Annotated in this window: 19 protein-coding genes; 16 read left to right on the top strand and 3 right to left on the bottom strand. The window is 72.6% G+C overall.

Annotation, left to right across the window (positions count from 1 at the left end; translation table 11 throughout):
• The first annotated feature begins 19 nt into the window (after positions 1 to 19).
• The gene (locus FHS34_RS02415) at positions 20 to 265 is read left to right on the top strand and encodes a hypothetical protein (protein WP_184959961.1); all 246 of its coding nucleotides are present in this window, start codon (positions 20 to 22) and stop codon (positions 263 to 265) included.
• Between the two features lie 87 nt (positions 266 to 352).
• The gene (holA, locus tag FHS34_RS02420; protein ID WP_184959963.1) at positions 353 to 1,342 is read left to right on the top strand and encodes a DNA polymerase III subunit delta; all 990 of its coding nucleotides are present in this window, start codon (positions 353 to 355) and stop codon (positions 1,340 to 1,342) included.
• A gap of 379 nt (positions 1,343 to 1,721) precedes the next feature.
• Here holA and rpsT read toward each other — a convergent pair whose 3' ends face one another.
• Entirely contained in the window at positions 1,722 to 1,988 is a 267-nt protein-coding gene (gene rpsT, locus FHS34_RS02425) for a 30S ribosomal protein S20 (protein WP_089106790.1), read from the bottom strand.
• 225 nt (positions 1,989 to 2,213) lie between these two features.
• Between rpsT and lepA the strand changes: the two genes are divergently transcribed.
• The 5 genes from lepA (at position 2,214) to FHS34_RS02450 (ending at position 10,233) form a co-directional block, all read left to right on the top strand.
• Positions 2,214 to 4,088, top strand: a complete 1,875-nt coding sequence (gene lepA / locus FHS34_RS02430) for a translation elongation factor 4 (RefSeq protein ID WP_184959965.1) — start codon at positions 2,214 to 2,216, stop codon at positions 4,086 to 4,088.
• Between the two features lie 260 nt (positions 4,089 to 4,348).
• Positions 4,349 to 6,223 carry an AMP-dependent synthetase/ligase gene (locus tag FHS34_RS02435; protein WP_184959967.1) on the top strand — a complete coding sequence of 625 codons (1,875 nt, stop codon included), beginning with the start codon at positions 4,349 to 4,351 and terminating at the stop codon, positions 6,221 to 6,223.
• A gap of 246 nt (positions 6,224 to 6,469) precedes the next feature.
• The gene (locus FHS34_RS02440) at positions 6,470 to 8,296 is read left to right on the top strand and encodes a SpoIIE family protein phosphatase (protein WP_225817414.1); all 1,827 of its coding nucleotides are present in this window, start codon (positions 6,470 to 6,472) and stop codon (positions 8,294 to 8,296) included.
• Positions 8,297 to 8,322: 26 nt separating this feature from the next.
• The gene (hemW, locus tag FHS34_RS02445; RefSeq protein WP_184959969.1) at positions 8,323 to 9,555 is read left to right on the top strand and encodes a radical SAM family heme chaperone HemW; all 1,233 of its coding nucleotides are present in this window, start codon (positions 8,323 to 8,325) and stop codon (positions 9,553 to 9,555) included.
• 99 nt (positions 9,556 to 9,654) lie between these two features.
• A complete protein-coding gene (locus tag FHS34_RS02450) occupies positions 9,655 to 10,233 on the top strand; it encodes a Uma2 family endonuclease (protein ID WP_184959971.1) in 579 nt (192 codons plus the stop codon).
• On the opposite strand, the gene FHS34_RS02455 is transcribed toward FHS34_RS02450, so the two are convergent.
• Positions 10,211 to 11,026, bottom strand: a complete 816-nt coding sequence (locus FHS34_RS02455) for a DUF3097 domain-containing protein (protein WP_184959973.1) — start codon at positions 11,024 to 11,026, stop codon at positions 10,211 to 10,213. The genes FHS34_RS02450 and FHS34_RS02455 overlap by 23 nt on opposite strands.
• Before the next feature lie 55 nt (positions 11,027 to 11,081).
• Positions 11,082 to 11,804 (bottom strand): MBL fold metallo-hydrolase, encoded by a 723-nt coding sequence (locus FHS34_RS02460; RefSeq protein ID WP_184959975.1) that lies wholly within the window; start codon positions 11,802 to 11,804, stop codon positions 11,082 to 11,084.
• 154 nt (positions 11,805 to 11,958) lie between these two features.
• Between FHS34_RS02460 and hrcA the strand changes: the two genes are divergently transcribed.
• The 9 genes from hrcA to FHS34_RS02505 all read left to right on the top strand — a co-directional run bounded on the left by hrcA (position 11,959) and on the right by FHS34_RS02505 (position 21,995).
• Entirely contained in the window at positions 11,959 to 12,975 is a 1,017-nt protein-coding gene (gene hrcA, locus FHS34_RS02465; protein ID WP_184959977.1) for a heat-inducible transcriptional repressor HrcA, read from the top strand.
• A complete protein-coding gene (dnaJ, locus tag FHS34_RS02470) occupies positions 12,976 to 14,112 on the top strand; it encodes a molecular chaperone DnaJ (protein ID WP_184959979.1) in 1,137 nt (378 codons plus the stop codon). It begins immediately after the preceding gene.
• Between the two features lie 247 nt (positions 14,113 to 14,359).
• The gene (locus FHS34_RS02475) at positions 14,360 to 15,478 is read left to right on the top strand and encodes a nitronate monooxygenase (RefSeq protein WP_184959982.1); all 1,119 of its coding nucleotides are present in this window, start codon (positions 14,360 to 14,362) and stop codon (positions 15,476 to 15,478) included.
• On the top strand, positions 15,475 to 16,227 hold the full coding sequence (locus FHS34_RS02480; RefSeq protein ID WP_184960024.1) for a 16S rRNA (uracil(1498)-N(3))-methyltransferase: 753 nt from the start codon (positions 15,475 to 15,477) through the stop codon (positions 16,225 to 16,227). The genes FHS34_RS02475 and FHS34_RS02480 overlap by 4 nt, the downstream gene beginning before the upstream one ends.
• Before the next feature lie 17 nt (positions 16,228 to 16,244).
• Positions 16,245 to 16,637, top strand: a complete 393-nt coding sequence (locus FHS34_RS02485; RefSeq protein ID WP_184960027.1) for a VOC family protein — start codon at positions 16,245 to 16,247, stop codon at positions 16,635 to 16,637.
• Between the two features lie 181 nt (positions 16,638 to 16,818).
• The gene (locus FHS34_RS02490; protein ID WP_184960029.1) at positions 16,819 to 17,331 is read left to right on the top strand and encodes a hypothetical protein; all 513 of its coding nucleotides are present in this window, start codon (positions 16,819 to 16,821) and stop codon (positions 17,329 to 17,331) included.
• 46 nt (positions 17,332 to 17,377) lie between these two features.
• The gene (locus FHS34_RS02495) at positions 17,378 to 20,611 is read left to right on the top strand and encodes a S41 family peptidase (RefSeq protein WP_184960031.1); all 3,234 of its coding nucleotides are present in this window, start codon (positions 17,378 to 17,380) and stop codon (positions 20,609 to 20,611) included.
• A 118-nt stretch (positions 20,612 to 20,729) separates the two neighbouring features.
• A complete protein-coding gene (locus tag FHS34_RS02500; RefSeq protein WP_184960033.1) occupies positions 20,730 to 21,083 on the top strand; it encodes a histidine triad nucleotide-binding protein in 354 nt (117 codons plus the stop codon).
• A gap of 6 nt (positions 21,084 to 21,089) precedes the next feature.
• The gene (locus tag FHS34_RS02505; protein WP_184960035.1) at positions 21,090 to 21,995 is read left to right on the top strand and encodes a ribonuclease Z; all 906 of its coding nucleotides are present in this window, start codon (positions 21,090 to 21,092) and stop codon (positions 21,993 to 21,995) included.
• Positions 21,996 to 22,007 lie beyond the last annotated feature (12 nt).

Here is a 22,007-nt window from a genome sequence, read left to right on the forward strand (position 1 = left end):
GGTGCCGGAGAATGGGCCCGTGAGCGATGTGAGACACGTGCTGGTGCTGCCCGACCGCGACGCCGCCGAGGAGGCCGTCGAGGCGCTCGGTGAGAGGTTCGGGATCGACGAGGAGCCCCAGCTCGTCCGGGACGCGCTGGCCGGCGAGGACGACGCCGAGGACGCCCAGTGGCTGGTGGTCCTGCGGGACGAGCGCGAGCGGCTGGACCCCGCCGAGCTGGACGCGTTCGCGGGGGAGTGGGACGGCTGGCGCGAGGAGCCGTGACCCCGAGCCGGACTCGGGGTCCGCTCCGGGGCCGGTCGGGGTGCCGGGGCCGGTTCGTTGTCAGTGCGGCGTGGGATGCTTTGAGCGATGGCCAGGAAGACTGCGAATGACGACCCTCTCGCCCCGGTGACCCTTGCCGTGGGCCAGGAGGACCTCCTGCTCGACCGTGCCGTGCAGGAGGTGGTGGCCGCCGCCAAGGCCGCCGACGCCGACACGGACGTACGTGACCTGACCCCGGACCAGCTGCAGCCCGGCACCCTCGCCGAGCTGACCAGCCCGTCGCTCTTCGCCGAGCGCAAGGTCGTGGTCGTACGCAACGCGCAGGACCTGTCCGCCGACACGGTCAAGGACGTGAAGGCGTACCTCGGCTCGCCGGCCGAGGAGATCACCCTGGTGCTGCTCCACGCCGGCGGCGCCAAGGGCAAGGGGCTGCTGGACGCCGCGCGCAAGACGGGGGCGCGGGAGGTGGCCTGTCCGAAGATGACCAAGCCGGCGGACCGGCTGGCCTTCGTGCGGGGCGAGTTCCGCTCCTTCGGGCGGTCGGCCACCCCGGAGGCGTGCCAGGCGCTCTGCGACGCCATCGGGAGCGATCTGCGGGAGCTGGCCTCCGCGGTCTCGCAGTTGGTCGCCGACGTGGAAGGGACGATCGACGAGGCGGTCGTCGGGCGGTACTACACCGGTCGTGCCGAGGCGTCGAGCTTCACGGTCGCCGACCGGGCCGTGGAGGGGCGTACGGCGGAGGCGCTGGAGGCGCTGAGATGGTCGCTGGCGACGGGGGTGGCGCCGGTGATGATCACCAGCGCGCTGGCCCAGGGCGTGCGGGCGATCGGGAAGCTGTCCTCCGCGCGCGGGGGCCGGCCGGCCGATCTGGCGCGTGAGCTGGGTATGCCGCCGTGGAAGATCGACCGGGTGCGGCAGCAGATGCGGGGCTGGACGCCGGACGGGGTCGCGGTGGCGCTCAGAGCGGTCGCCGAGGCGGACGCGGGCGTGAAGGGCGGCGGCGACGATCCCGAGTACGCGCTGGAGAAGGCGGTCGTGGTGATCGCGAGGGCCGCCCGGTCGCGCGGACGCGGATAGGCGCGTCCCAGCCCCCTCAACCCCTCAGCCCCCTCAACCCCTCAGCCCCCGCACCCTGAACACCGCGAACCCTGAACCCCTCGAACCCTGAACACCTCGAACCGAGTCGGCCACCTGCCCACCCCGCACTGTCCGCCGAGAGGTGGCCGTCACGGCGGGGGCAGGACTCGGCCGGGCCGAGAAAGCGCTCTGCTCCCGCATGCCGAAAACCCCGGCACCCGCCCTGGGGAAGGGAGGAATGCCGGGGTCTCCGAATCAATCCGGTGGATTCGCACCCGCGTGGCGAACGCAGGCCGCGTGCGAATCCGGGGGCGCCGGACGGGAGCGGATGAGAGAGGGCCCGCTCTGGGTCCTTCCGGCGGTCAGATCAGAAAGGGGTTCAGCCCTTGAGGGACGCGACCTTGGAAGCAAGCGCCGACTTCTTGTTGGCGGCCTGGTTCTTGTGGATGACGCCCTTCGAGACGGCCTTGTCGAGCGCACGCGCGGCAGCGCGCTGCAGCTCGGTGGCCTTCTCGACGTCACCCGCGGCAGCGGCCTCACGGGCCTTGCGGACCGCGGTCTTCAGGGAGGACTTGACGGCCTTGTTGCGCAGCCGGGCCTTCTCGTTGGTCTTGATCCGCTTGATCTGGGACTTGATGTTCGCCACGAAGGAGCCTTTTCAGGTTCAGGTGCCGGGCCGGGAGATCCCGTACCGGTGATCTAAATTTTCTCTGACGTGCCTCGCGCTGAGAGGGCATGAGGCACAGCCATCTACAGTACCAGTGGCCCTCCGGACGGCCCAAAACGGCCCCCGGTCCCTGCGCGTGGGACCATGGAGACTACGTAACGATCCGACCCGAGGCATAAGGCGCCTCAAGAGACAGGACCCTGCGTGCCCGCGACCCCTAACCATGTGCCCGAGCCGAGCCGTACCGCCCCGGCCCTGATCCGCAATTTCTGCATCATCGCGCACATCGACCACGGCAAGTCCACCCTCGCCGACCGGATGCTCCAGCTGACCGGTGTGGTTGAGCAGCGGCAGATGCGTGCTCAGTACCTCGACCGGATGGACATCGAGCGCGAGCGCGGCATCACGATCAAGTCCCAGGCGGTGCGTCTGCCCTGGGCCCCGACCGAGGGCCCCGACCAGGGCACGACCCACATCCTCAACATGATCGACACCCCGGGGCACGTCGACTTCACCTACGAGGTCTCGCGGTCGCTGGCCGCCTGCGAGGGGACCATCCTCCTCGTCGACGCCGCCCAGGGCATCGAGGCGCAGACCCTCGCCAACCTCTACCTGGCGATGGAGAACGACCTTACGATCATCCCGGTGCTGAACAAGATCGACCTCCCGGCCGCGCAGCCGGAGAAGTTCGCCGAAGAGCTGGCGAACCTGGTCGGCTGTGACCCGGAGGACGTGCTCAAGGTCTCCGCCAAGACCGGCCTCGGCGTGGACGCGCTGCTGAACAAGGTCGTCAAGGAGATCCCGGCGCCGGTCGGGGTCGCCGACGCGCCCGCCCGCGCGATGATCTTCGACTCGGTCTACGACTCGTACCGCGGGGTCGTGACGTACGTCCGTGTCATCGACGGCCAGCTCAACAAGCGCGAGCGCATCAGGATGATGTCGACGGGCGCCACCCACGAGCTGCTGGAGATCGGCGTCAGCTCGCCGGAGATGCTGCCGGCGGACGGCCTCGGGGTCGGTGAGGTGGGCTACCTCATCACCGGTGTGAAGGACGTCCGGCAGTCCAAGGTCGGTGACACGGTCACCAGCCAGCACAAGGGCGCCACCGAGGCGCTCGGCGGCTACAAGGACCCGAAGCCGATGGTCTTCTCCGGTCTGTATCCGCTGGACGGCTCGGACTACCCCGAGCTGCGCGAGGCCCTGGACAAGCTGCAGCTCAACGACGCCGCGCTGGTCTACGAGCCGGAGACCTCCGCGGCCCTCGGCTTCGGCTTCCGCGTCGGCTTCCTCGGCCTGCTGCACCTGGACGTGATCCGGGAGCGGCTGGAGCGCGAGTTCGGCCTCGACCTGATCGCCACCGCCCCCAACGTGGTCTACCGCGTGGTCATGGAGGACGGCAGCGAGCACACGGTCACCAACCCGAGCGAGTTCCCCGAGGGCAAGATCGACGAGGTCTACGAGCCGGTCGTGCGGGCCACCATCCTCGCGCCCACCGAGTTCATCGGCTCGATCATGGAGCTGTGCCAGACCCGGCGCGGCACCCTGCTCGGCATGGACTACCTCTCGGAGGACCGGGTCGAGATCCGCTACACGCTGCCGCTCGCGGAGATCGTCTTCGACTTCTTCGACCAGCTGAAGTCCAAGACCCGCGGCTACGCCTCGCTGGACTACGAGCCCACGGGTGAGCAGACCAGCTCCCTGGTCAAGGTCGACATCCTGCTGCACGGCGACAAGGTGGACGCCTTCTCGGCGATCACCCACAAGGACCAGGCGTACGCGTACGGCGTGCGGCTCGTCGCCAAGCTCAAGGAGCTGATCCCGCGGCAGGCCTTCGAGGTGCCGGTGCAGGCCGCCATCGGCTCGCGGGTCATCGCCCGCGAGACCATCCGCGCCATCCGCAAGGACGTCCTCGCCAAGTGCTACGGCGGTGACATCTCCCGTAAGCGGAAGCTTCTGGAGAAGCAGAAGGAAGGCAAGAAGCGGATGAAGATGGTGGGTTCCGTGGAGGTTCCGCAGGAAGCCTTCATCGCCGTCCTGTCCAGCGATGACAGCGCGGGGTCGGGCAAGGGCAAGAAGTAACCAGAGGTAACAGCCGGTCACGTCCGCAAACCGGGCATGCGGGGGCCCGTCGTGCGAAAGCGCGGCGGGCCCTACGCGCGCGTAGCGTCGCTCTCCGTGGAAAGTGACAGGCCGATGCCCCTTACGCAGCGGGCGGTCGCGCCTTACCCTGATCCCTGCTCGATAGTTACTCGCGAGTTAAACAACAGACCGAACCCATACCGTGAGTTAACCCAGCCGCACCGAGTCAGCCGCACCGTCGCGGGCCCCCGGAGGATGTCGTGAGCGACACACAGACCATGATCGAGAACCGTCCGCCGTCCGTGGCGGCCCTCTTCCTGGAGCGCGTCGCGGCCACACCGGACGCCGAGGCCTACCGCTATCCGGTTCCGCCGGCCGCGGGCCAGGGTCCCGACGACTGGAAGTCGCTCAGCTGGGCCCAGGCGGCCGACCGGGTGTATGCCATCGCGGCCGGGCTCATCGAACTGGGCGTCGAGTCCGAGCAGCGGGTGGCGCTCGCCTCCTCCACCCGCGTCGAGTGGATCCTCGCCGACCTCGGCATCATGTGCGCCGGCGGTGCGACCACCACCGTCTATCCGCAGACCAACGCCGACGAGTCGTCCTTCATCCTGTCCGACTCCGAGAGCCGGGTGCTGATCGCGGAGGACGCGGCCCAGGTCGCCAAGGCCGTGGAGAGGCGCGCCGAGCTGCCCGCCCTCGCCAAGGTCGTCGTCATCGACCCGGCGGGCGTCGAGACGGACGACTGGGTGATCACCCTCGCCGAGCTGGAGCGCAGCGGTGCCGCCTACCTGGAGCAGCACCCGCAGCTGATCAAGGAGCGCGTCGGCGCGATCACCAAGGACCAGCTGGCCACCCTCATCTACACCTCCGGCACCACCGGCCGCCCGAAGGGCGTGCGCCTGCCGCACGACAACTGGTCGTACATGGCGAAGGCCATCGCCGCGACCGGCCTGGTCACCATGGACGACGTGCAGTACCTGTGGCTGCCGCTCGCGCACGTCTTCGGCAAGGTGCTCACCTCGGGGCAGATCGAGGTCGGGCACGTCACCGCCGTCGACGGCCGCGTCGACAAGATCATCGAGAACCTCCCGGTGGTGCAGCCGACGTACATGGCGGCCGTGCCGCGCATCTTCGAGAAGGTCTACAACGGTGTCGCGGCCAAGGCCCGCGAGGGCGGCCCGGCCAAGTACAAGATCTTCCAGTGGGCCGCCGACGTCTCCCGCGAGTACGCCAAGGCCACCCAGGACAACTTCCGCCGCACCGGCACCGCCTCGGCGCCCTTCGGGCTCGCCGCCAAGCACAAGATCGCCGACACCCTCGTCTACGCCAAGCTCCGTGAGGCCTTCGGCGGCCGGCTGCGCGCCTGCGTCTCCGGCGCCTCCGCGCTCTCCCCGGAGATCGGCTACTTCTTCGCCGGCGCCGGCATCCACATCCTGGAGGGCTACGGCCTCACCGAGACCTCCGCGGCGTCCTTCGTCAACCCGGGCGAGGCCTACCGCACCGGCACGGTCGGCAAGCCGCTGCCCGGCACCGAGGTCCGCATCGCCGACGACGGCGAGATCCTGCTGCGCGGCCCCGGGATCATGGAGGGCTACCACCAGCAGCCCGAGAAGACCGCCGAGGTGCTGGAGTCCGACGGCTGGTTCCACACCGGCGACATCGGCGAGCTCTCGCCCGACGGCTACCTGCGCATCACCGACCGCAAGAAGGACCTGATCAAGACCTCGGGCGGCAAGTACGTCGCCCCGGCCGAGGTCGAGGGCCAGTTCAAGGCCGTGTGCCCGTACGTGTCCAACATCCTCGTGCACGGCGCCGACCGGAACTACTGCACCGCCCTGATCGCCCTGGACGAGCTCGCGATCCAGGACTGGGCGAAGGAGAACGGCCTGGAGGGCAGGCCGTACGCCGAGATCGTGGCCGCCCCGCAGACGGTCGAGATGGTCGACGGGTACGTGCGGGAGCTGAACGCCGGGCTCCAGCGCTGGCAGACCATCAAGAAGTTCCGGCTGCTGCCGCGGGACCTCGACGTGGAGCACGGCGAGATCACGCCGAGCCTGAAGCTGAAGCGGCCGGTGGTGGAGCGCGAGTACAAGAACCTCATCGAGGACATGTACGCCGGCACCAAGGAGAACTAGGGCCCCTCGTCCGGACACCGGGCCGATCCTGCCGGGGCGCGGTGAGTCGCCGTCGTCCCGGGGCCGGCCCGGTCCGGAAGGGCGGCCCCCGGGGCGTCCGGCGCCTCGGGGAACCGCGGGCCGTCACAGGCCGAGCGCGTGGTTCCCCACGCCCCTTCATGCTCACCGGCGCTCAAAAGCCGCCGTCTTCTGTCCACTTCGATAACTGACCGCTTATGCGTGCCCCCGGTCTGTCACCCTGGCGGCATGGAGACGGCCGCCATACCGACGCAGCGGGAGAGTGAGACCCGGCCAGGCGAGAGGCGGGGCCGGGCCACGCTGCCCGGGAGCCCCGTCGCCCCGGGCTCGGCCCGCACGCTGGTGCGCGCCGCCCTGGCCGAGGCGCCCGGCGTCCCGGCCCGGCTGGTCGACGACGCCATGGCCGTCGTCAGCGAGCTGGTCACCAACGCCGTCGTGCACGCCGGCACCGACGTACAGATCGACTGGCGGCTGGAGGACACCGGCGCGTTCGTGATCGAGGTCCGCGACCAGCACCCCTCACGGGCCCCACGGGACGCCACGGGCGGCGAGGGGCCGCACGACACCCCCGAGTACGGGCGCGGACTGCGCCTCGTCGGCACGCTCGCGGAGTCCTGGGGCGTCACCTACCGCACCGGCGCCAAGACCGTGTGGGCGCGGCTGCCCCCGGGCGGCAGCGAGGCCCTGGACGGACCCGCCCCCGATCCCGCCCTGGAGGTCGCCGAGGACCTCGCCCCCCAGCCGCACCGCGCCGAAGGCGACCGGGACTGGCTCGGCCGGGGCGCCCTGTCCTTCCTCGCCGAGGCCTCCGACCTGCTCGCCGGACAGCTGGACGAGAACCTGGTCGCCGCGCTCACCGGCCAGCTGATCGTGCCCCGGCTCGCCGACTGGTGCGCGGTCTGGCTGGAGGACGAGGCGACCGTGCGCGGCGGCGACGGCGGCGGGCCCGCCCGGGTCTGGCACGCCAGCGAGGCCCGGATCGAGGAGCTGCGGTGTGCCCTGGAGAAGGAGCCGCCGTGCCCGCCGGACGGGCTGCGCTCCGGCCCCGAGCCCTATCCCTGGCCCGGCCACGCGCTCGGCGCGCAGGGCGCCTGCGGGACGGCGCTGTCGTACCGGCTGATCGCGGGCGGCCGGCCGCTGGGCACGCTCGTCATCGGCCGGTGCGGACCGGCCGGCTTCCCGGACGAGGTCACCGGGCTCGTGGAGGACCTCGGCCGACGGGTCGCCCTGGCCATCGGCGCGGCCCGCCAGTACGCCCGCCAGGCCACCATCAGCGCCGTCCTGCAGCGCGGCCTGCTGCCCGGCGCGGTCGCCGAGATCCCCGGAGTGAGCAGCGCGCTCGTGTACGAGCCGTGCGACAAGGGCGGCCCCAGCGGCGACTTCTACGACCTGTTCCCGGCGGGCGACGGCCGCTGGTGCTTCGCCGTGGGCGACGTCCAGGGCAAGGGCCCGGAGGCGGCCGTGGTGATCGGCCTCGCCCGCCCCTGGCTGCGCCTCCTGGCCCGCGAGGGCTACCGGGTCGCCGACGTCCTGGACCGCCTCAACCAGCTCCTCCTGGACGACGCCACCGAGGCCGCCGACGCCGCTGCCCGTGCCCTGGTCGCCGCCGGCGGCCGGCCCCTGGTCTCGGGGGACGGCCCGCAGACGCGTTTTCTCTCGCTCCTCTACGGCGAGCTGACACCCCACGAGGGCGGGGTCCGCTGCACCCTCGCCTCCGCCGGCCACCCGCTGCCGCTCGTCCTCGGCCCCGACGGCGCCGTGCGCACCGCCGCCCGTCCGCAGACCCTCCTCGGCGTCGTGGAGGACGAGACGTACACCAGCGAGACCCTGGAGCTGTGGCCCGGCGACAGCCTGCTGTGCGTCACCGACGGGGTGACCGAGCGGCGCTCCGGCTCCCGCCAGTTCGACGACGGCGACGGCCTCGCCCGCGCCCTGTCCGGCTGCGCGGGGCTCAGCGCCGAGCTGATAGCGGAAAGGATCCGCCGCCTCGTCCACGACTTCGGCGGCGGCCTGCCCGAGGACGACCTGGCCCTGCTGGTGCTCCAGGCGGAGTAACGCCACCGGTACGGGACAATGGGGGCATGCCTTCCGCACTCCCCGACGGCGAGCCCGTCCCCGCCGACGGCGCGCTGCCCGCGCACGCGCTCGCCGGGGCCGCCGACCGCCCGCTCGGCTTCTACCTCCACGTCCCTTACTGCGCGACCCGCTGCGGCTACTGCGACTTCAACACGTACACGGCGACCGAGCTGCGCGGCACCGGCGGCGTGCTCGCCTCCCGGGACAACTACGCGGACACCCTGGCGGACGAGATCCGGCTGGCGCGGAAGGTGCTGGGCGACGATCCGCGCGAGGTCCGCACGGTGTTCGTCGGCGGCGGTACGCCGACCCTGCTGGCCGCCGACGACCTGGTACGGATGCTCGCGGTGATCCGGGACGAGTTCGGGCTCGCCCCGGACGCGGAGGTCACCACGGAGGCGAACCCGGAGTCCGTGGACCCCGCCTACCTCACGACCCTCCGCGAGGGCGGCTTCAACCGGATCTCCTTCGGCATGCAGAGCGCGAAGAAGCACGTGCTGAAGGTCCTCGACCGCACCCACACCCCCGGCCGCCCCGAGGCGTGCGTGGCGGAGGCGAGGGCGGCGGGCTTCGAGCACGTCAACCTCGACCTGATCTACGGCACGCCGGGGGAGAGCGACGACGACTGGCGGGCGTCCCTGGAGGCCGCCCTCGGCGCCGGTCCCGACCATGTCAGCGCCTACGCGCTCATCGTCGAGGAGGGCACCCAGCTCGCCCGCCGGATCCGCCGGGGCGAGGTCCCGATGACCGACGACGACGTCCACGCCGACCGCTACCTGATCGCCGAGGAGCTGCTGAGCCGGGCGGGCTTCGACTGGTACGAGGTCTCCAACTGGGCCACCTCGGAGGCCGGCCGCTGCCTGCACAACGAGCTGTACTGGCGCGGCGCCGACTGGTGGGGGGCCGGGCCGGGGGCCCACTCGCACGTGGGCGGGGTGCGCTGGTGGAACGTGAAGCACCCGGGCGCCTACGCGGCGGCACTGGCGGACGGACGGTCCCCGGGGGCCGGGCGCGAGCTGCTGACGGACGAGGACCGGCGGGTGGAGCGGATCCTGCTGGAGCTGCGGCTGCGGGAGGGAGTGCCGCTGTCGCTGCTGAAGGAGGAGGGGTCGGCGGCGTCCCGGCGGGCGCTGGCGGAGGGGCTCCTTCAGGAGGATCCGTACGAGGAGGGGCGGGCCGTGCTGACGCTACGCGGGCGGCTGCTGGCGGACGCGGTGGTGCGGGACCTGGTGGACTGATCACGCCGGCGGGTGAATCCCCCCGGAACGCCGGTTCGGTCCCTAACCTGGTTCGTAGGCTGCCGCCGACAGGACGCGGCGGATGTGGAGGCCACGGAGATGACCGCTGTGGACGAGCGTGGGATGACCAAATACTTCGAGGAGCTTCAGCCTCCCGAGGGCATCAAGGTCGAGCTTCTCCGGGGGGAAATCGTGATGATGGCCAGCCCTGATCTTGTCCACAACATGATCGTGGAAGACGTGCTGGACCAGATCCCACGTAAGCGGTGGTCTCGCCTGCAGACCCAGGACGTCGACATCCTCGATGAGGCCAGCGAGCCAGTACCGGACCTGGTGGTTCTCGAGCGCGAAGCCAGGCCCGCCTCGGGCCGCCTGCTGCCGTCCTCACTGATCATGATGGTCGTCGAGGTCGTCTCCAAGACCAGCGTCCAGCGGGACTACGAGATCAAGCGGTCGATCTACGCTGCCGGCAAGGTGCCTGTCTACCTCATCGTGGATCCGGTCATGGCGCAGTGCGTCCTGCTGACGAGGCCTGTCGGGAACGGAGACAACGCCGACTACCAGCGGCAGCAGGTCACCAAGTTCGGGGCGCCCCTGCCGTTGGAGGAACTCGGGCTGGAACTCGACACCACCGAGTTCGGAACGTTCCCCAACGTCAGGCCCCACCGCTACCCGTGACGAAGTCGATCAGCTCCTCCACCCGGCCCAGCAGCTCCGGTTCCAGGTCCTTGTAGGAGCCCACCCGCTTCAGGATCGCCTGCCACACCGCCCCGGTGTTCTCCGCCGGCCAGCCCAGCGCCCGGCACACGCCCGTCTTCCAGTCCTGCCCCTTCGGCACGTCCGGCCACGCCGCGATGCCCAGCGAGGCCGGCTTCACCGCCTGCCAGATGTCGATGTACGGGTGCCCGACCACCAGCGCGTGGTCGCTCGTCACCGACTGCGCGATCCGCCACTCCTTGCTGCCCGGCACCAGGTGGTCCACCAGCACGCCCAGCCGGGCGTCCGGACCCGGGGCGAAGGACTCCACGATCGACGGCAGGCCGTCCACGCCCTCCAGGTACTCCACGACCACGCCCTCGACGCGCAGGTCGTCGCCCCACACCTTCTCGACCAGCTCGGCGTCGTGCCGGCCCTCCACGTAGATGCGGCCGGCGCGGGCCACGCGCGCGCGTGCCTGCGGGACGGCGACCGATCCCGAGGCCGTACGGGCGGGCCGCGCCGGAGCCGGGGACAACGGCCGTACGAGCGTCACCACCCGCCCCTCCAGCAGGAAGCCGCGCGGCTCCAGCGGGAACACCCGGTGCTTGCCGAAGCGGTCCTCCAGGGTCACCGTGCCCGCCTCGCAGCGGATCACCGCCCCGCAGAACCCGGTGCCCGGCTCCTCCACCACCAGACCCGGCTCGGCCGGAACCTCCGGCACCGGCTTCGGCTTCTTCCAGGGCGGGGTCAGGTCGGCAGAGTACTGGCGCATTCGGATGACGATAGGAGAAGCAGCACACCGGCGCTCACGACACGCCGGGAGTGGCTCAGCTCACGCCGAACCGCGTTGCCAGCGCGTCGCGTTGCCGCCGCACGAACCCCGCGTCCACGACCGCCCCGTGGCCCGGCACGTACAGCGCGTCCTCGCCGCCCAGCGCCAGCAGCCGGTCGAGCGCGTCCGGCCAGCGGGACGGGACCGCGTCCGGGCCCGCCTGCGGCTCACCGGACTCCTCCACCAGATCCCCGCAGAACACCACCTCCGGGGAGCCCGGGACGAGGACCGCGAGATCGTACGCGGTGTGGCCGGGGCCCACGTTGGCCAGCAGCGCCTGCCGGCCGTCGCCGAGGTCGAGGGTCCACTCGCCGGAGACCGGGTGCCGGGGCGCGGCCAGCACGTCCACCGCCTCGTCCGCGTCCGCCGGCGGGAGCCCGTTCCCGACCGCGTCCGCGCGCAGCTCCGCACGCCCGCGGACGAACGCCGCGTCGGCTCCCACCGCCGCGTACACCTCCGCGCCGGCGAACGCGGACGCCCCGAAGACGTGGTCGAAGTGGGGATGGGTCAGAGCGAGATGGGTCACACGGCCGCCGGCCAGTTCCTGCGCCTGCGCCCGCAGACGCGCCCCCTCGGCCACACTCGACCCGGCGTCCACCACCAGCGCCGTCCCCGCGCCGATCACCAGGCCCGCGGTGCAGTCCCAGCCGGGCAGCCGGCACCGGCCCACCCCGGTGGTCAGCCGTTCCCACCCCAGGTCTTCCCAAGTCACGGTCATACCGGCGACGCTAGCGGTACGACCCGGTACGGCGGCCCGACCTTGCCCAGTGCGTACCCGACAGCCGTACACTGGGCCGGGGAATGCTGGCACTCACGTGGGAAGAGTGCCAGGCCGACGACGCGAGGGGACGACGTGCTGGAGGTGCGCGCGAATGCTGAGTGAACGCAGGCTTCAGGTACTGCGCGCCATCGTCCAGGACTACGTGGGCACCGAGGAGCCGGTCGGTTCCAAGGCGCTCACCGAGCGGCACAGCCTCGGTGTCTCCCCGGCGACCGTCCGCAACGACATGGCGGCCCTGGAGGACGAGGGGTACATCGCGCAGCCGCACACGAGTGCGGGGCGCATCCCCACCGACAAGGGCTACCGGCTGTTCGTGGACAAGCTCGCGGGCGTGAAGCCGATGACCGCGCCCGAGCGGCGGGCGATCCAGAACTTCCTGGAGGGCGCCGTCGACCTCGACGACGTCGTGGCGCGCACGGTGCGGCTGCTGGCGCAGCTGACCCGGCAGGTCGCCGTCGTGCAGTACCCGTCGCTGACCCGGTCCACCGTCCGGCACGTGGAGCTGCTCTCGCTCGCTCCGGCGCGCGTGATGCTCGTGCTGATCACGGACACCGGCCGGGTCGAGCAGCGGATGGTCGACTGCCCGGCGCCCTTCGGCGAGGCCTCGCTGGCGGATCTGCGGGCGCGGCTGAACAGCAGGGTCGCGGGCCGCCGGTTCACGGACGTGCCACGACTGGTCGAGGACCTCCCGGAAGGCTTCGACGTCGACGATCGCGGTACGGTCTCCACGGTGCTCTCCACCCTTCTGGAGACACTGGTCGAGGAGAACGAGGAGCGGTTGATGATCGGCGGCACCGCCAATCTCACCCGCTTCGGGCACGACTTCCCCCTCGTGATCCGGCCCGTCCTGGAGGCACTGGAGGAGCAGGTCGTGCTCCTCAAGCTCCTGGGCGAGGCGAAGGACCCCGGCGTGACCGTGCGCATCGGCCACGAGAACGCCCATGAAGGACTCAACTCCACGTCCGTCGTGTCGGTCGGCTACGGTTCGGGCGGCGAGGCGGTTGCCAAGCTCGGCGTGGTCGGACCGACCCGCATGGACTACCCGGGAACGATGGGAGCGGTACGCGCAGTGGCACGGTACGTCGGACAGATCCTGGCGGAGTCGTAAGTGGCCACGGACTACTACGCCGTTCTCGGCGTGCGCCGCGACGCGTCGCAGGATGAGATCAAGAAGGCGTTCCGTCGGCTCGCGCGCGAGCTGCACCCGGACGTCAACCCGGATCCGAAGACCCAGGAGCGGTTCAAGGAGATCAACGCCGCTTACGAGGTGCTGTCGGACCCGCAGAAGAAGCAGGTCTACGACCTCGGCGGCGACCCGCTCTCCCAGTCGGGCGGCGCGGGCGCGGGCGGCTTCGGGGCCGGCGGCTTCGGCAACTTCTCGGACATCATGGACGCGTTCTTCGGTACGGCGTCGCAGCGCGGGCCGCGCTCGCGCACCCGGCGCGGCCAGGACGCGATGATCCGGATCGACGTCGAGCTGGACGAGGCGGCCTTCGGTACGACCAAGGACATCCAGGTCGACACCGCGGTCGTCTGCAACACCTGCAACGGCGAGGGCGCGGCTCCGGGCACGTCCGCCCAGACGTGTGACATGTGCCGCGGCCGCGGTGAGGTCTCGCAGGTCACCCGGTCCTTCCTGGGCCAGGTCATGACCTCCCGGCCCTGCCCCCAGTGCCAGGGCTTCGGCACGGTGGTCCCGACCCCGTGCCCGGAGTGCGCCGGCGACGGCCGGGTCCGCTCGCGCCGCACGCTGACCGTCAAGATCCCGGCCGGTGTCGACAACGGCACCCGTATCCAGCTCGCCGGCGAGGGCGAGGTCGGCCCGGGCGGCGGTCCGGCCGGTGACCTGTACGTCGAGATCCACGAGCTGCCGCACCCGATGTTCCAGCGGCGCGGCGACGACCTGCACTGCACGGTCACGATCCCGATGACCGCGGCGGCCCTCGGCACCAAGGTGCCGCTGGAGACCCTGGACGGCATGGAGGAGGTCGACATCCGGCCCGGCACCCAGTCCGGCCAGTCGATCCCGCTGCACAACCGGGGCGTCACGCATCTGCGCGGCGGCGGCCGGGGCGACCTGATCGTGCACGTCGAGGTCACCACGCCGACCAAGCTCGATCCCGAGCAGGAGCGGTTGCTGCGGGAGCTGGCCAAGCTGCGGGGTGAGGAGCGGCCGACGGGGCAGTTCCAGCCGGGGCAGCAGGGGCTGTTCTCGCGGCTGAAGGACGCGTTCAACGGGCGCTGACCGGTAGGGGCCGTTCAAGGGGCTCCGCCCCTTGGACCCGCCAGGGGGTTCCGCCCCCTGGACCCCCGCCCCGCCCACCCACCACCCGACTCGGTCGGCCGAGAGGGCGCCGTCGACCCCCGGCTCGCCGGGCGGCGAAGCGCCCGTCGGCAAGTGTTCGGTCGGTCGGCAAGGTGGTCGGAAAGTGGCACGTGCCAGGGGGAAGGGCCGATTCGGACTTGTACGGAGGACGTGACAACATGCCGTCATGTCCTCCGCGCTGACCGATCTCTCCCCCCTCCCGATCGTGCAGGCCCCCATGGCGGGCGGCGTCTCCGTCCCGCAGCTCGCCGCCGCCGTCTCCGAGGCCGGTGGCCTCGGGTTCCTCGCCGCCGGATACAAGACCGCCGACGGGATGTACCAGGAGATCAAGCAGCTGAGGGGACTCACGGGACGTCCGTTCGGCGTGAACGTCTTCATGCCGCAGCCCGAACACCCCGGCGCGGGCAACGGCTCCACCGGAGCGGCGGGCGTCGCGCCCCCCTCCGGTGCCGTCGAGGTGTACGCGCACCAGCTGGCCGGCGAGGCCGCCTGGTACGAGACCGAGCTCGGCGACCCGGACAGCGGCCGGGACGACGGCTACGACGCCAAGCTCGCCGTCCTGCTCGACAACCCGGTGCCGGTGGTCTCCTTCCACTTCGGGGTGCCGGGCCGGGAGGTCTTCGACAGGCTGCGCCGGGCCGGGACCTTCACCCTGGTCACCGCCACCACCGTGGAGGAGGCCCGCGCGGTCGAGCGGGCCGGGGCGGACGCGGTGATCGCGCAGGGCGTGGAGGCCGGCGGCCACCAGGGCACCCACCGGGACCTCCCGGAGAACGACGGCTCCGGCATCGGACTGCTGTCGCTGGTCACGCAGATCCGGGAGGCCGTGCGCATCCCGGTCGTCGCCGCCGGCGGCATCATGCGCGGCGGCCAGATCGCCGCCGTCCTCGCGGCGGGCGCGAGCGCGGCCCAGCTGGGCACCGCCTTCCTCGCCACCCCCGAGTCCGGCGCGAGCGCCGAGCACAAACGGGCCCTGACCGACCCCCTGTTCGCGCGCACCGAGCTGACCCGCGCCTTCACCGGCCGCCCGGCCCGCGCACTGGTCAACCGCTTCCTGCGCGAGCACGGCCCGTACGCCCCCGCCGCCTACCCGGAGATCCACCACCTCACCGCGCCGCTGCGCAAGGCCGCCGCCCGGGCCGGGGACCCGCAGGGCCTGGCGCTGTGGGCGGGACAGGGGCACCGGATGGCCCGCGAGCTGCCGGCCGGGCGGCTGGTGGAGGTGCTGGCCGGGGAACTCGACGCCGCCAGGACAGCGTTGTCGACCGGAGGAGATGCCCGATGACCGCGCCGGTGTTCGTCGTCGACTCGCTGGAGGGCGTGGGCCCCGGCTCGGTCGTCGACGTCGAGGGACCCGAGGGACGGCACGCCGTCTCCGTGCGGCGGCTGCAGCCCGGGGAGAACGTGGTGCTCACCGACGGCCGGGGCCGCGGGGCCGCCGGGGTCGTCGTCAGCGTGTCGGGCAAGGACCACATGGTCGTCGAGCCCTTCGAGTTCCCGGTGGAGCCGGAGCCCAGCCCCCGGATCACCGTCGTCCAGGCCCTCCCCAAGGGCGACCGCGGCGAACTGGCCGTGGAGACGATGACGGAGACCGGGGTCGACGCCATCGTGCCCTGGCAGGCCGCCCGTTGCATCACCCAGTGGAAGGGCGACCGGGGACTGAAGGCGCTCGCCAAGTGGCGCGCCACCGCCCGCGAGGCCGGCAAGCAGGCGCGCCGGCTGCGTTTCCCGGACGTCGCGGACGCGTCGAGCACCAAACAGGTTGCCGCACTTCTGGCCAAGGCCGACTTCGCCGCCGTCCTGCACTCCGACTTCGAGCACGAGAGCGTGCCGCTGGCGACCGCCGAACTGCCCGCCGAGGGCGAGATCGTGCTGGTCGTCGGCCCCGAGGGCGGCGTCGCACGGGACGAGCTGGCGCTCTTCGAGGAGGCCGGCGCGCGGGCCTGTGTGCTCGGCCCCAGCGTGTTGCGTACATCCACCGCCGGCACCGCCGCCGTGGCCCTGCTGCTGGGCCGCACCGGCCGCTGGTCCTGACACCTCCGGGGGACACCGTGGAACTCGCCCAGGTCCGGCTGCTCGTCACCGACTTCGCCGCCTGCTACCGCTTCTACGCCGACGTCCTCGGCCTGAAGCCGCAGTCCGGCGCGACCGAGGGACCGTACGAGAAGTTCAGCCCGCACGTCGGCTCCGCCGGGATCGCGCTGCAGGACCGCGCGATGATGGCCGAGATCCTGGACGAACTCGGCGGGACCGCCACCGGCCACCGCTCCCTGGTCGTGCTGCGCGTCGACGACCTGGACGCCTACTGCGCGGAGATCACCTCCCGCGGCGCCACCCTGCTGCACGGCCCCGCCCCCATGACCGACCGCATGCGCGTGGCCCATCTCAAGGACCCCGAGGGCAACCTGGTCGAACTCCAGCAGTGGCTGCTGCTGCGCGGCTGACGAACGCTCCACGGGCGTCGCCGCGAGGCGCGCCGACGGCAGGCGCCGCCGCCCGTCCGCGGGTTCGCCCCGGCCGGCCGCCCGGGCCCCCGCCCCACCGGGACGGTGCCCCGCTCCCCGAACGGGTGAGTGGCCGTATGCGGTCTTCCGCACCGCCCGGGCCGGTGGCACGCTGCCGGACATGGGGGCATGGAGAGGGACACGGCGCGGGCGGCGAACGGTGGCCGTCGCGGGGCTCGTCGTGCTGGCCGGAGGTGCCGCGGTGGCGTGCCAGCCGGGCGGTCTCGGGTCCGCGACCGTCGCGTACACCACCGACCAGACCGCGACCGCCGCACTGGAACACCGGCACGTGGACGTCAACTGGCTCACCTGCACGGGGAGTTACCGGGACGGCGGCGGCAGGGGCGGCACACCCGCGCCGACCGCGACCGTCGTCTCCGTCGACTGCCAGGGCGAGACGGACGACAGACGGAAGATCGTCGTCACCGGACTGGTGACCAAGGCCGTCGACGGCGCCTGTGTGCGCGGCGACCTGAAGGCCACGGTGGACGGCAGACAGGTGTTCCACGTGAGCGGGCTCGGCGACTGCTCCGCGGGGCCCGGGCCGACGTACCGCCCGCCCACCCCGGGACAGCCGAAGCCCACCGTGACCGTCACCGTCACCCGCACCGTCTGGCCCGTACCGGGCAAGTGATCCGAAACCGGGAGCGGCGGCTCCGGTCGCTGCGTAGAGTGACCGCGTGACTCAGGGTGCCTCGACGGGAACCACGGAAAGCTCCGCCTATCTCCGTTACCCCCATCTGCACGGCGACTTGGTGACCTTCGTCGCCGAGGACGACGTCTGGCTCGCGCCGCTCGACGGCGGCCGGGCCTGGCGGGTCAGCGCCGACAACATGCCGGTGAACCGGCCCCGGATATCGCCCGACGGCAGACACCTCGCCTGGACCTCCACCCGGGACGGCGCCCCTGAAGTGCACGTCGCCCCCGTCGAGGGCGGCCCCGCCGAACGCCTGACGTACTGGGGCAACCGCCGCACGGGGGTGTACGGCTGGCTGGCGGACGGGCGGGTGCTCGCGCTCGGCGCGCACGGCCGGCCCAGCTTCCGGCACACCTGGGCGCACGCCGTCCCGCTGGACGGCGGACCGGCCGAGACCCTGCCGTACGGCCCGGTCGGCAACCTGGCGCTCGGACCGGCCACCGTGCTGCTGTCCGCGCCGATGGGCCTGGAGGCCGCCTACTGGAAGCGCTACCGGGGCGGTACGGCGGGCAAGCTGTGGATCGACCGGGCCGCCGAAGGCACGGAGGACGCCGGCGAGTTCACCCGGCTGCACGAGGAGATCGACGGCAACATCGAGTACCCGGTCTGGGCCGGTGACCGGATCGCCTTCCTCTGCGACCACGAGGGCACCGGCGCGCTGTACTCCTCCCTCGCCGACGGCTCCGACCTGCGCCGGCACACCCCGCTCGGGGACAGCTTCTACGCCCGGCACGCGGCCGGCGACGGCACCCGGGTCGTCTACAGCTCGGCCGGTGAACTCTGGCTCCTGGACGACCTGGAGGGCGCCGAGCCGCGCCGCCTGGACATCCGGCTCGGCGGCCCCCGCGTCGATCTGCGGCCGCGGCCGGTCAACGCCGCCCGCTGGTTCGGCGAGGCGTCCCCCGACCACACCGCGCGCGGCAGCGCCGTCTGTGTGCGCGGCGGGGTCCACTGGGTCACCCACCGCTCCGGCCCCGCCCGCGCCCTGGCCGCCACCCCCGGTGTCCGCGCCCGGCTGCCGCGCGCCTTCCGCGCCGAGGGCGAGGAGTGGGCGGTGTGGGTGACGGACGCCGAGGGCGACGACTCCCTGGAGTTCGCCCCCGCGACCGGCACCGTGCCCGGCGCGCCCCCGCGCCGCCTGGCCGCCGGACAGCTCGGCCGGGTGCTGGAGCTGGCCGTGGCCCCCGACGGCAGCCGGGCCGCGGTGGCCGCGCACGACGGCAGGCTGCTCCTGGTCGAGCGGGAGACGGGCGAGGTCCGCGAGGTGGACCGCAGCGACGACGGCGAGGTCTCCGGCCTCGCCTTCTCGCCCGACTCCGCCTGGCTCGCCTGGGCCCACCCCGGCCCCCGCCCGCTCTCCCAACTGCGGGTCGCCCACACCACCGACCTCTCGGTCATCGAGGCGACCCCGCTCCGCTTCCAGGACTACGCGCCCGCCTTCACCCTCGACGGCAAACACCTCGCGTTCCTCTCGCACCGCGCCTTCGACCCGGTCTACGACGAACACGTCTTCGACCTCGCCTTCGTGGCCGGCGCGCGCCCGCACCTGATCACCCTGGCCGCCACCACCCCCTCGCCGTTCGGCCCGCAGCGCCACGGCCGCCCCTTCGAGGCCCCCGACAAGGACGAGACCCCCGACAGCGAGGGGACCCCCGCCACCCGCATCGACCCCGAGGGGCTCGCCGACCGGATCGTGCCCTTCCCGGTGGAGGCCGGCCGCTACTCCACGCTGCGTGCCGCCAAGGACGGCGTCCTCTGGCTGCGCCACCCCGTGCGGGGCGTCCTCGGCGCCTCCCGCGCCCACCCGGAGGATCCCGACCCGCACACCGAGCTGGAGCGGTACGACCTCGCCCAGCGCCGTCTGGAACACCTCGCCGCCGACGCCGGCCACTTCGAGGTCAGCGGCGACGGGAAACGCGTCCTGCTGTGGAGCGACGGACGGCTCCGGGTCGTGCCCGCGGACCGCCGCACCGGCTCCGACGACGACGGCGACAGCAGCGTCACCGTCGACCTGGCCCGGGTCCGCCAGACCGTCGACCCGGCCGCCGAGTGGCGGCAGATGTACGACGAGACCGGCCGGCTCATGCGCGACCACTTCTGGCGGCCCGACCTCGGCGGCGTCGACTGGACCGGCGTCCTCGCCCGCTACCGCCCCCTCCTGCGCCGCGTCGCCACCCACAGCGACCTGGTGGACCTGCTCTGGGAGGTGCACGGCGAGCTCGGCACCTCGCACGCCTACGTCACCCCGCCCGGCGGTTCCGGCGGCGCCGGGCAGGGCCTGCTCGGCGCCGACATCTCCCGGCACCCGGACGGCAGCTGGCGCATCGACCGGATCCTCCCGGCGGAGACCTCCGACCCCGACGCCCGCTCCCCGCTCGCCGCGCCCGGGGTCGCGGTACGCCCCGGCGACGCGATCATCGCCGTGGCCGGCCACTCCGTCGACCCGGTGACGGGCCCCGGCCCCCTCCTCGTCGGCACGGCCGGCCGGCCCGTCGAGCTGACCGTCTCCCCGGCCGGCGGCGGCGAACCCCGCCACACGGTCGTCGTCCCCGTCGCCGACGAGGAACCCCTGCGCTACCACGCCTGGGTCGCCGACCGCAGGGCCCACGTCCACGAGACCTCCGCCGGCCGGCTCGGCTACCTCCACGTCCCCGACATGCACGCCCCCGGCTGGGCCCAGATCCACCGCGACCTGCGCGTGGAGGTGGCCCGCGAGGGTCTGGTGGTCGACGTCCGGGAGAACCGCGGCGGGCACACCTCCCAGCTGGTGGTCGAGAAGCTGGCCCGCCGGATCGTCGGCTGGGACTTCGCGCGCGGACTGCGTCCCACCAGCTACCCGCTGGACGCGCCCCGCGGCCCGGTGGTCGCCGTGGCCAACGAGTTCTCCGGCTCCGACGGCGACATCGTCAACGCGGCCATCAGGGCCCTCGGCATCGGCCCGGTCGTCGGCACCCGCACCTGGGGCGGTGTCATCGGCATCGACAGCCGCTACCACCTCGTCGACGGCACGCTCGTCACCCAGCCCAAGTACGCGATCTGGCTGGAGGGCCAGGGCTGGGACGTGGAGAACCACGGCGTGGAGCCGGACGTGGAGGTCGTGCAGAGACCCCAGGACTGGGCCGCGGGGAGGGACGCCCAGCTGGACGAGGCGGTGAGGCTGGCTCTCGAGGCCCTGGAGACGGCACCCGCGAAGACGCCGCCGGCCCCGCCCGCCTGAGGGGGCCCGGGGCCGTACCGGCGTACGGCCCCGCCGCCCGGGCGCGATCGGGCCCTCCACGGCCCCGCACCCGAACGACTACGATGCCCACGGTATTGATCACTGAGGAGGCACACGCATGGCCGGCGAGCCGCAGGACGACTGCCTGTTCTGCAAGATCGTCACGGGTGAGATCCCGGCGACGATCGTCCGTGAGACAGACACCACCGTCGCCTTCCGGGACATAAACCCCCAGGCCCCCACCCACATCCTGGTGATCCCCAAGGCCCACTACGAGAACGCCGCCGCGCTCGCCGCCGAGGCACCGCAGCTGGCCGCCGACGTCCTCGCCGAGACCAAGGCCGTGGCCGACGAGGAGAAGCTGGACAGCTACCGCCTCGTCTTCAACACCGGCAGCGGCGCCGGACAGACCGTCTGGCACGCCCACGCCCACGTCCTCGGTGGCCGTGGCCTGCAGTGGCCGCCCGGGTAACTCGGTATGTCCGTCCGTGAACTGGTGGTCCTCGGCACCGCCAGCCAGGTTCCGACCCGGCACCGCAACCACAACGGCTATCTGCTGAGGTGGGACGGCGAGGGCATCCTGTTCGACCCCGGCGAGGGCACACAGCGGCAGATGCTGCGCGCCGGGGTCGCCGCCCACGACCTGAACCGGATCTGCGTCACGCACTTCCACGGTGACCACTCCCTCGGCCTCGCGGGAGTCATCCAGCGGATCAACCTGGACCAGGTGCCGCACCCGGTCACCGCGCACTACCCGCGTTCCGGTCAGCGCTTCTTCGACCGCCTGCGCCACGCGACCGCCTACCGGGAGACGGTCGGCGTCACCGAGGCCCCGGTGGCCGACGACGGCCCCCTCGCGGTGACCGGGTCCTACACCCTGGAGGCCCGCAGGCTCTCCCACCCGGTCGAGTCCTTCGGCTACCGCCTGGTCGAGCCCGACGGCCGCCGCATGCTGCCCGAGCGGCTCGCCGCGCACGGCGTCAGGGGCCCGGACGTGGGCCGTCTCCAGCGCGAGGGACGGCTCGGGGACGTGACGCTGGAGGACGTCAGCGAGGTGCGGCGCGGGCAGCGGTTCGCGTTCGTCATGGACACCCGGCTCTGCGACGGCGTGCACGCGCTCGCGGAGGGCTGCGACCTGCTCGTCATCGAGTCCACGTTCCTCGACGAGGACGAGGACCTGGCCGTCGAGCACGGGCATCTGACGGCCGGACAGGCCGCTGCCGTGGCCCGGGACGCCGGCGTGCGGCACCTCGTCCTGACCCACTTCAGCCAGCGCTACTCCGAGCCCGAGGAGTTCGAGCGGCAGGCGCGGGCGGCCGGGTTCGAGGGGGAGCTGACGGTGGCGTACGACCTGCTGCGGGTGCCGGTTCCGAAACGGCGGTAAACCACCCGTACG

The organism is Streptomyces echinatus, from assembly GCF_014203595.1.
In the GTDB taxonomy this organism is placed as follows: domain Bacteria; phylum Actinomycetota; class Actinomycetes; order Streptomycetales; family Streptomycetaceae; genus Streptomyces; species Streptomyces echinatus.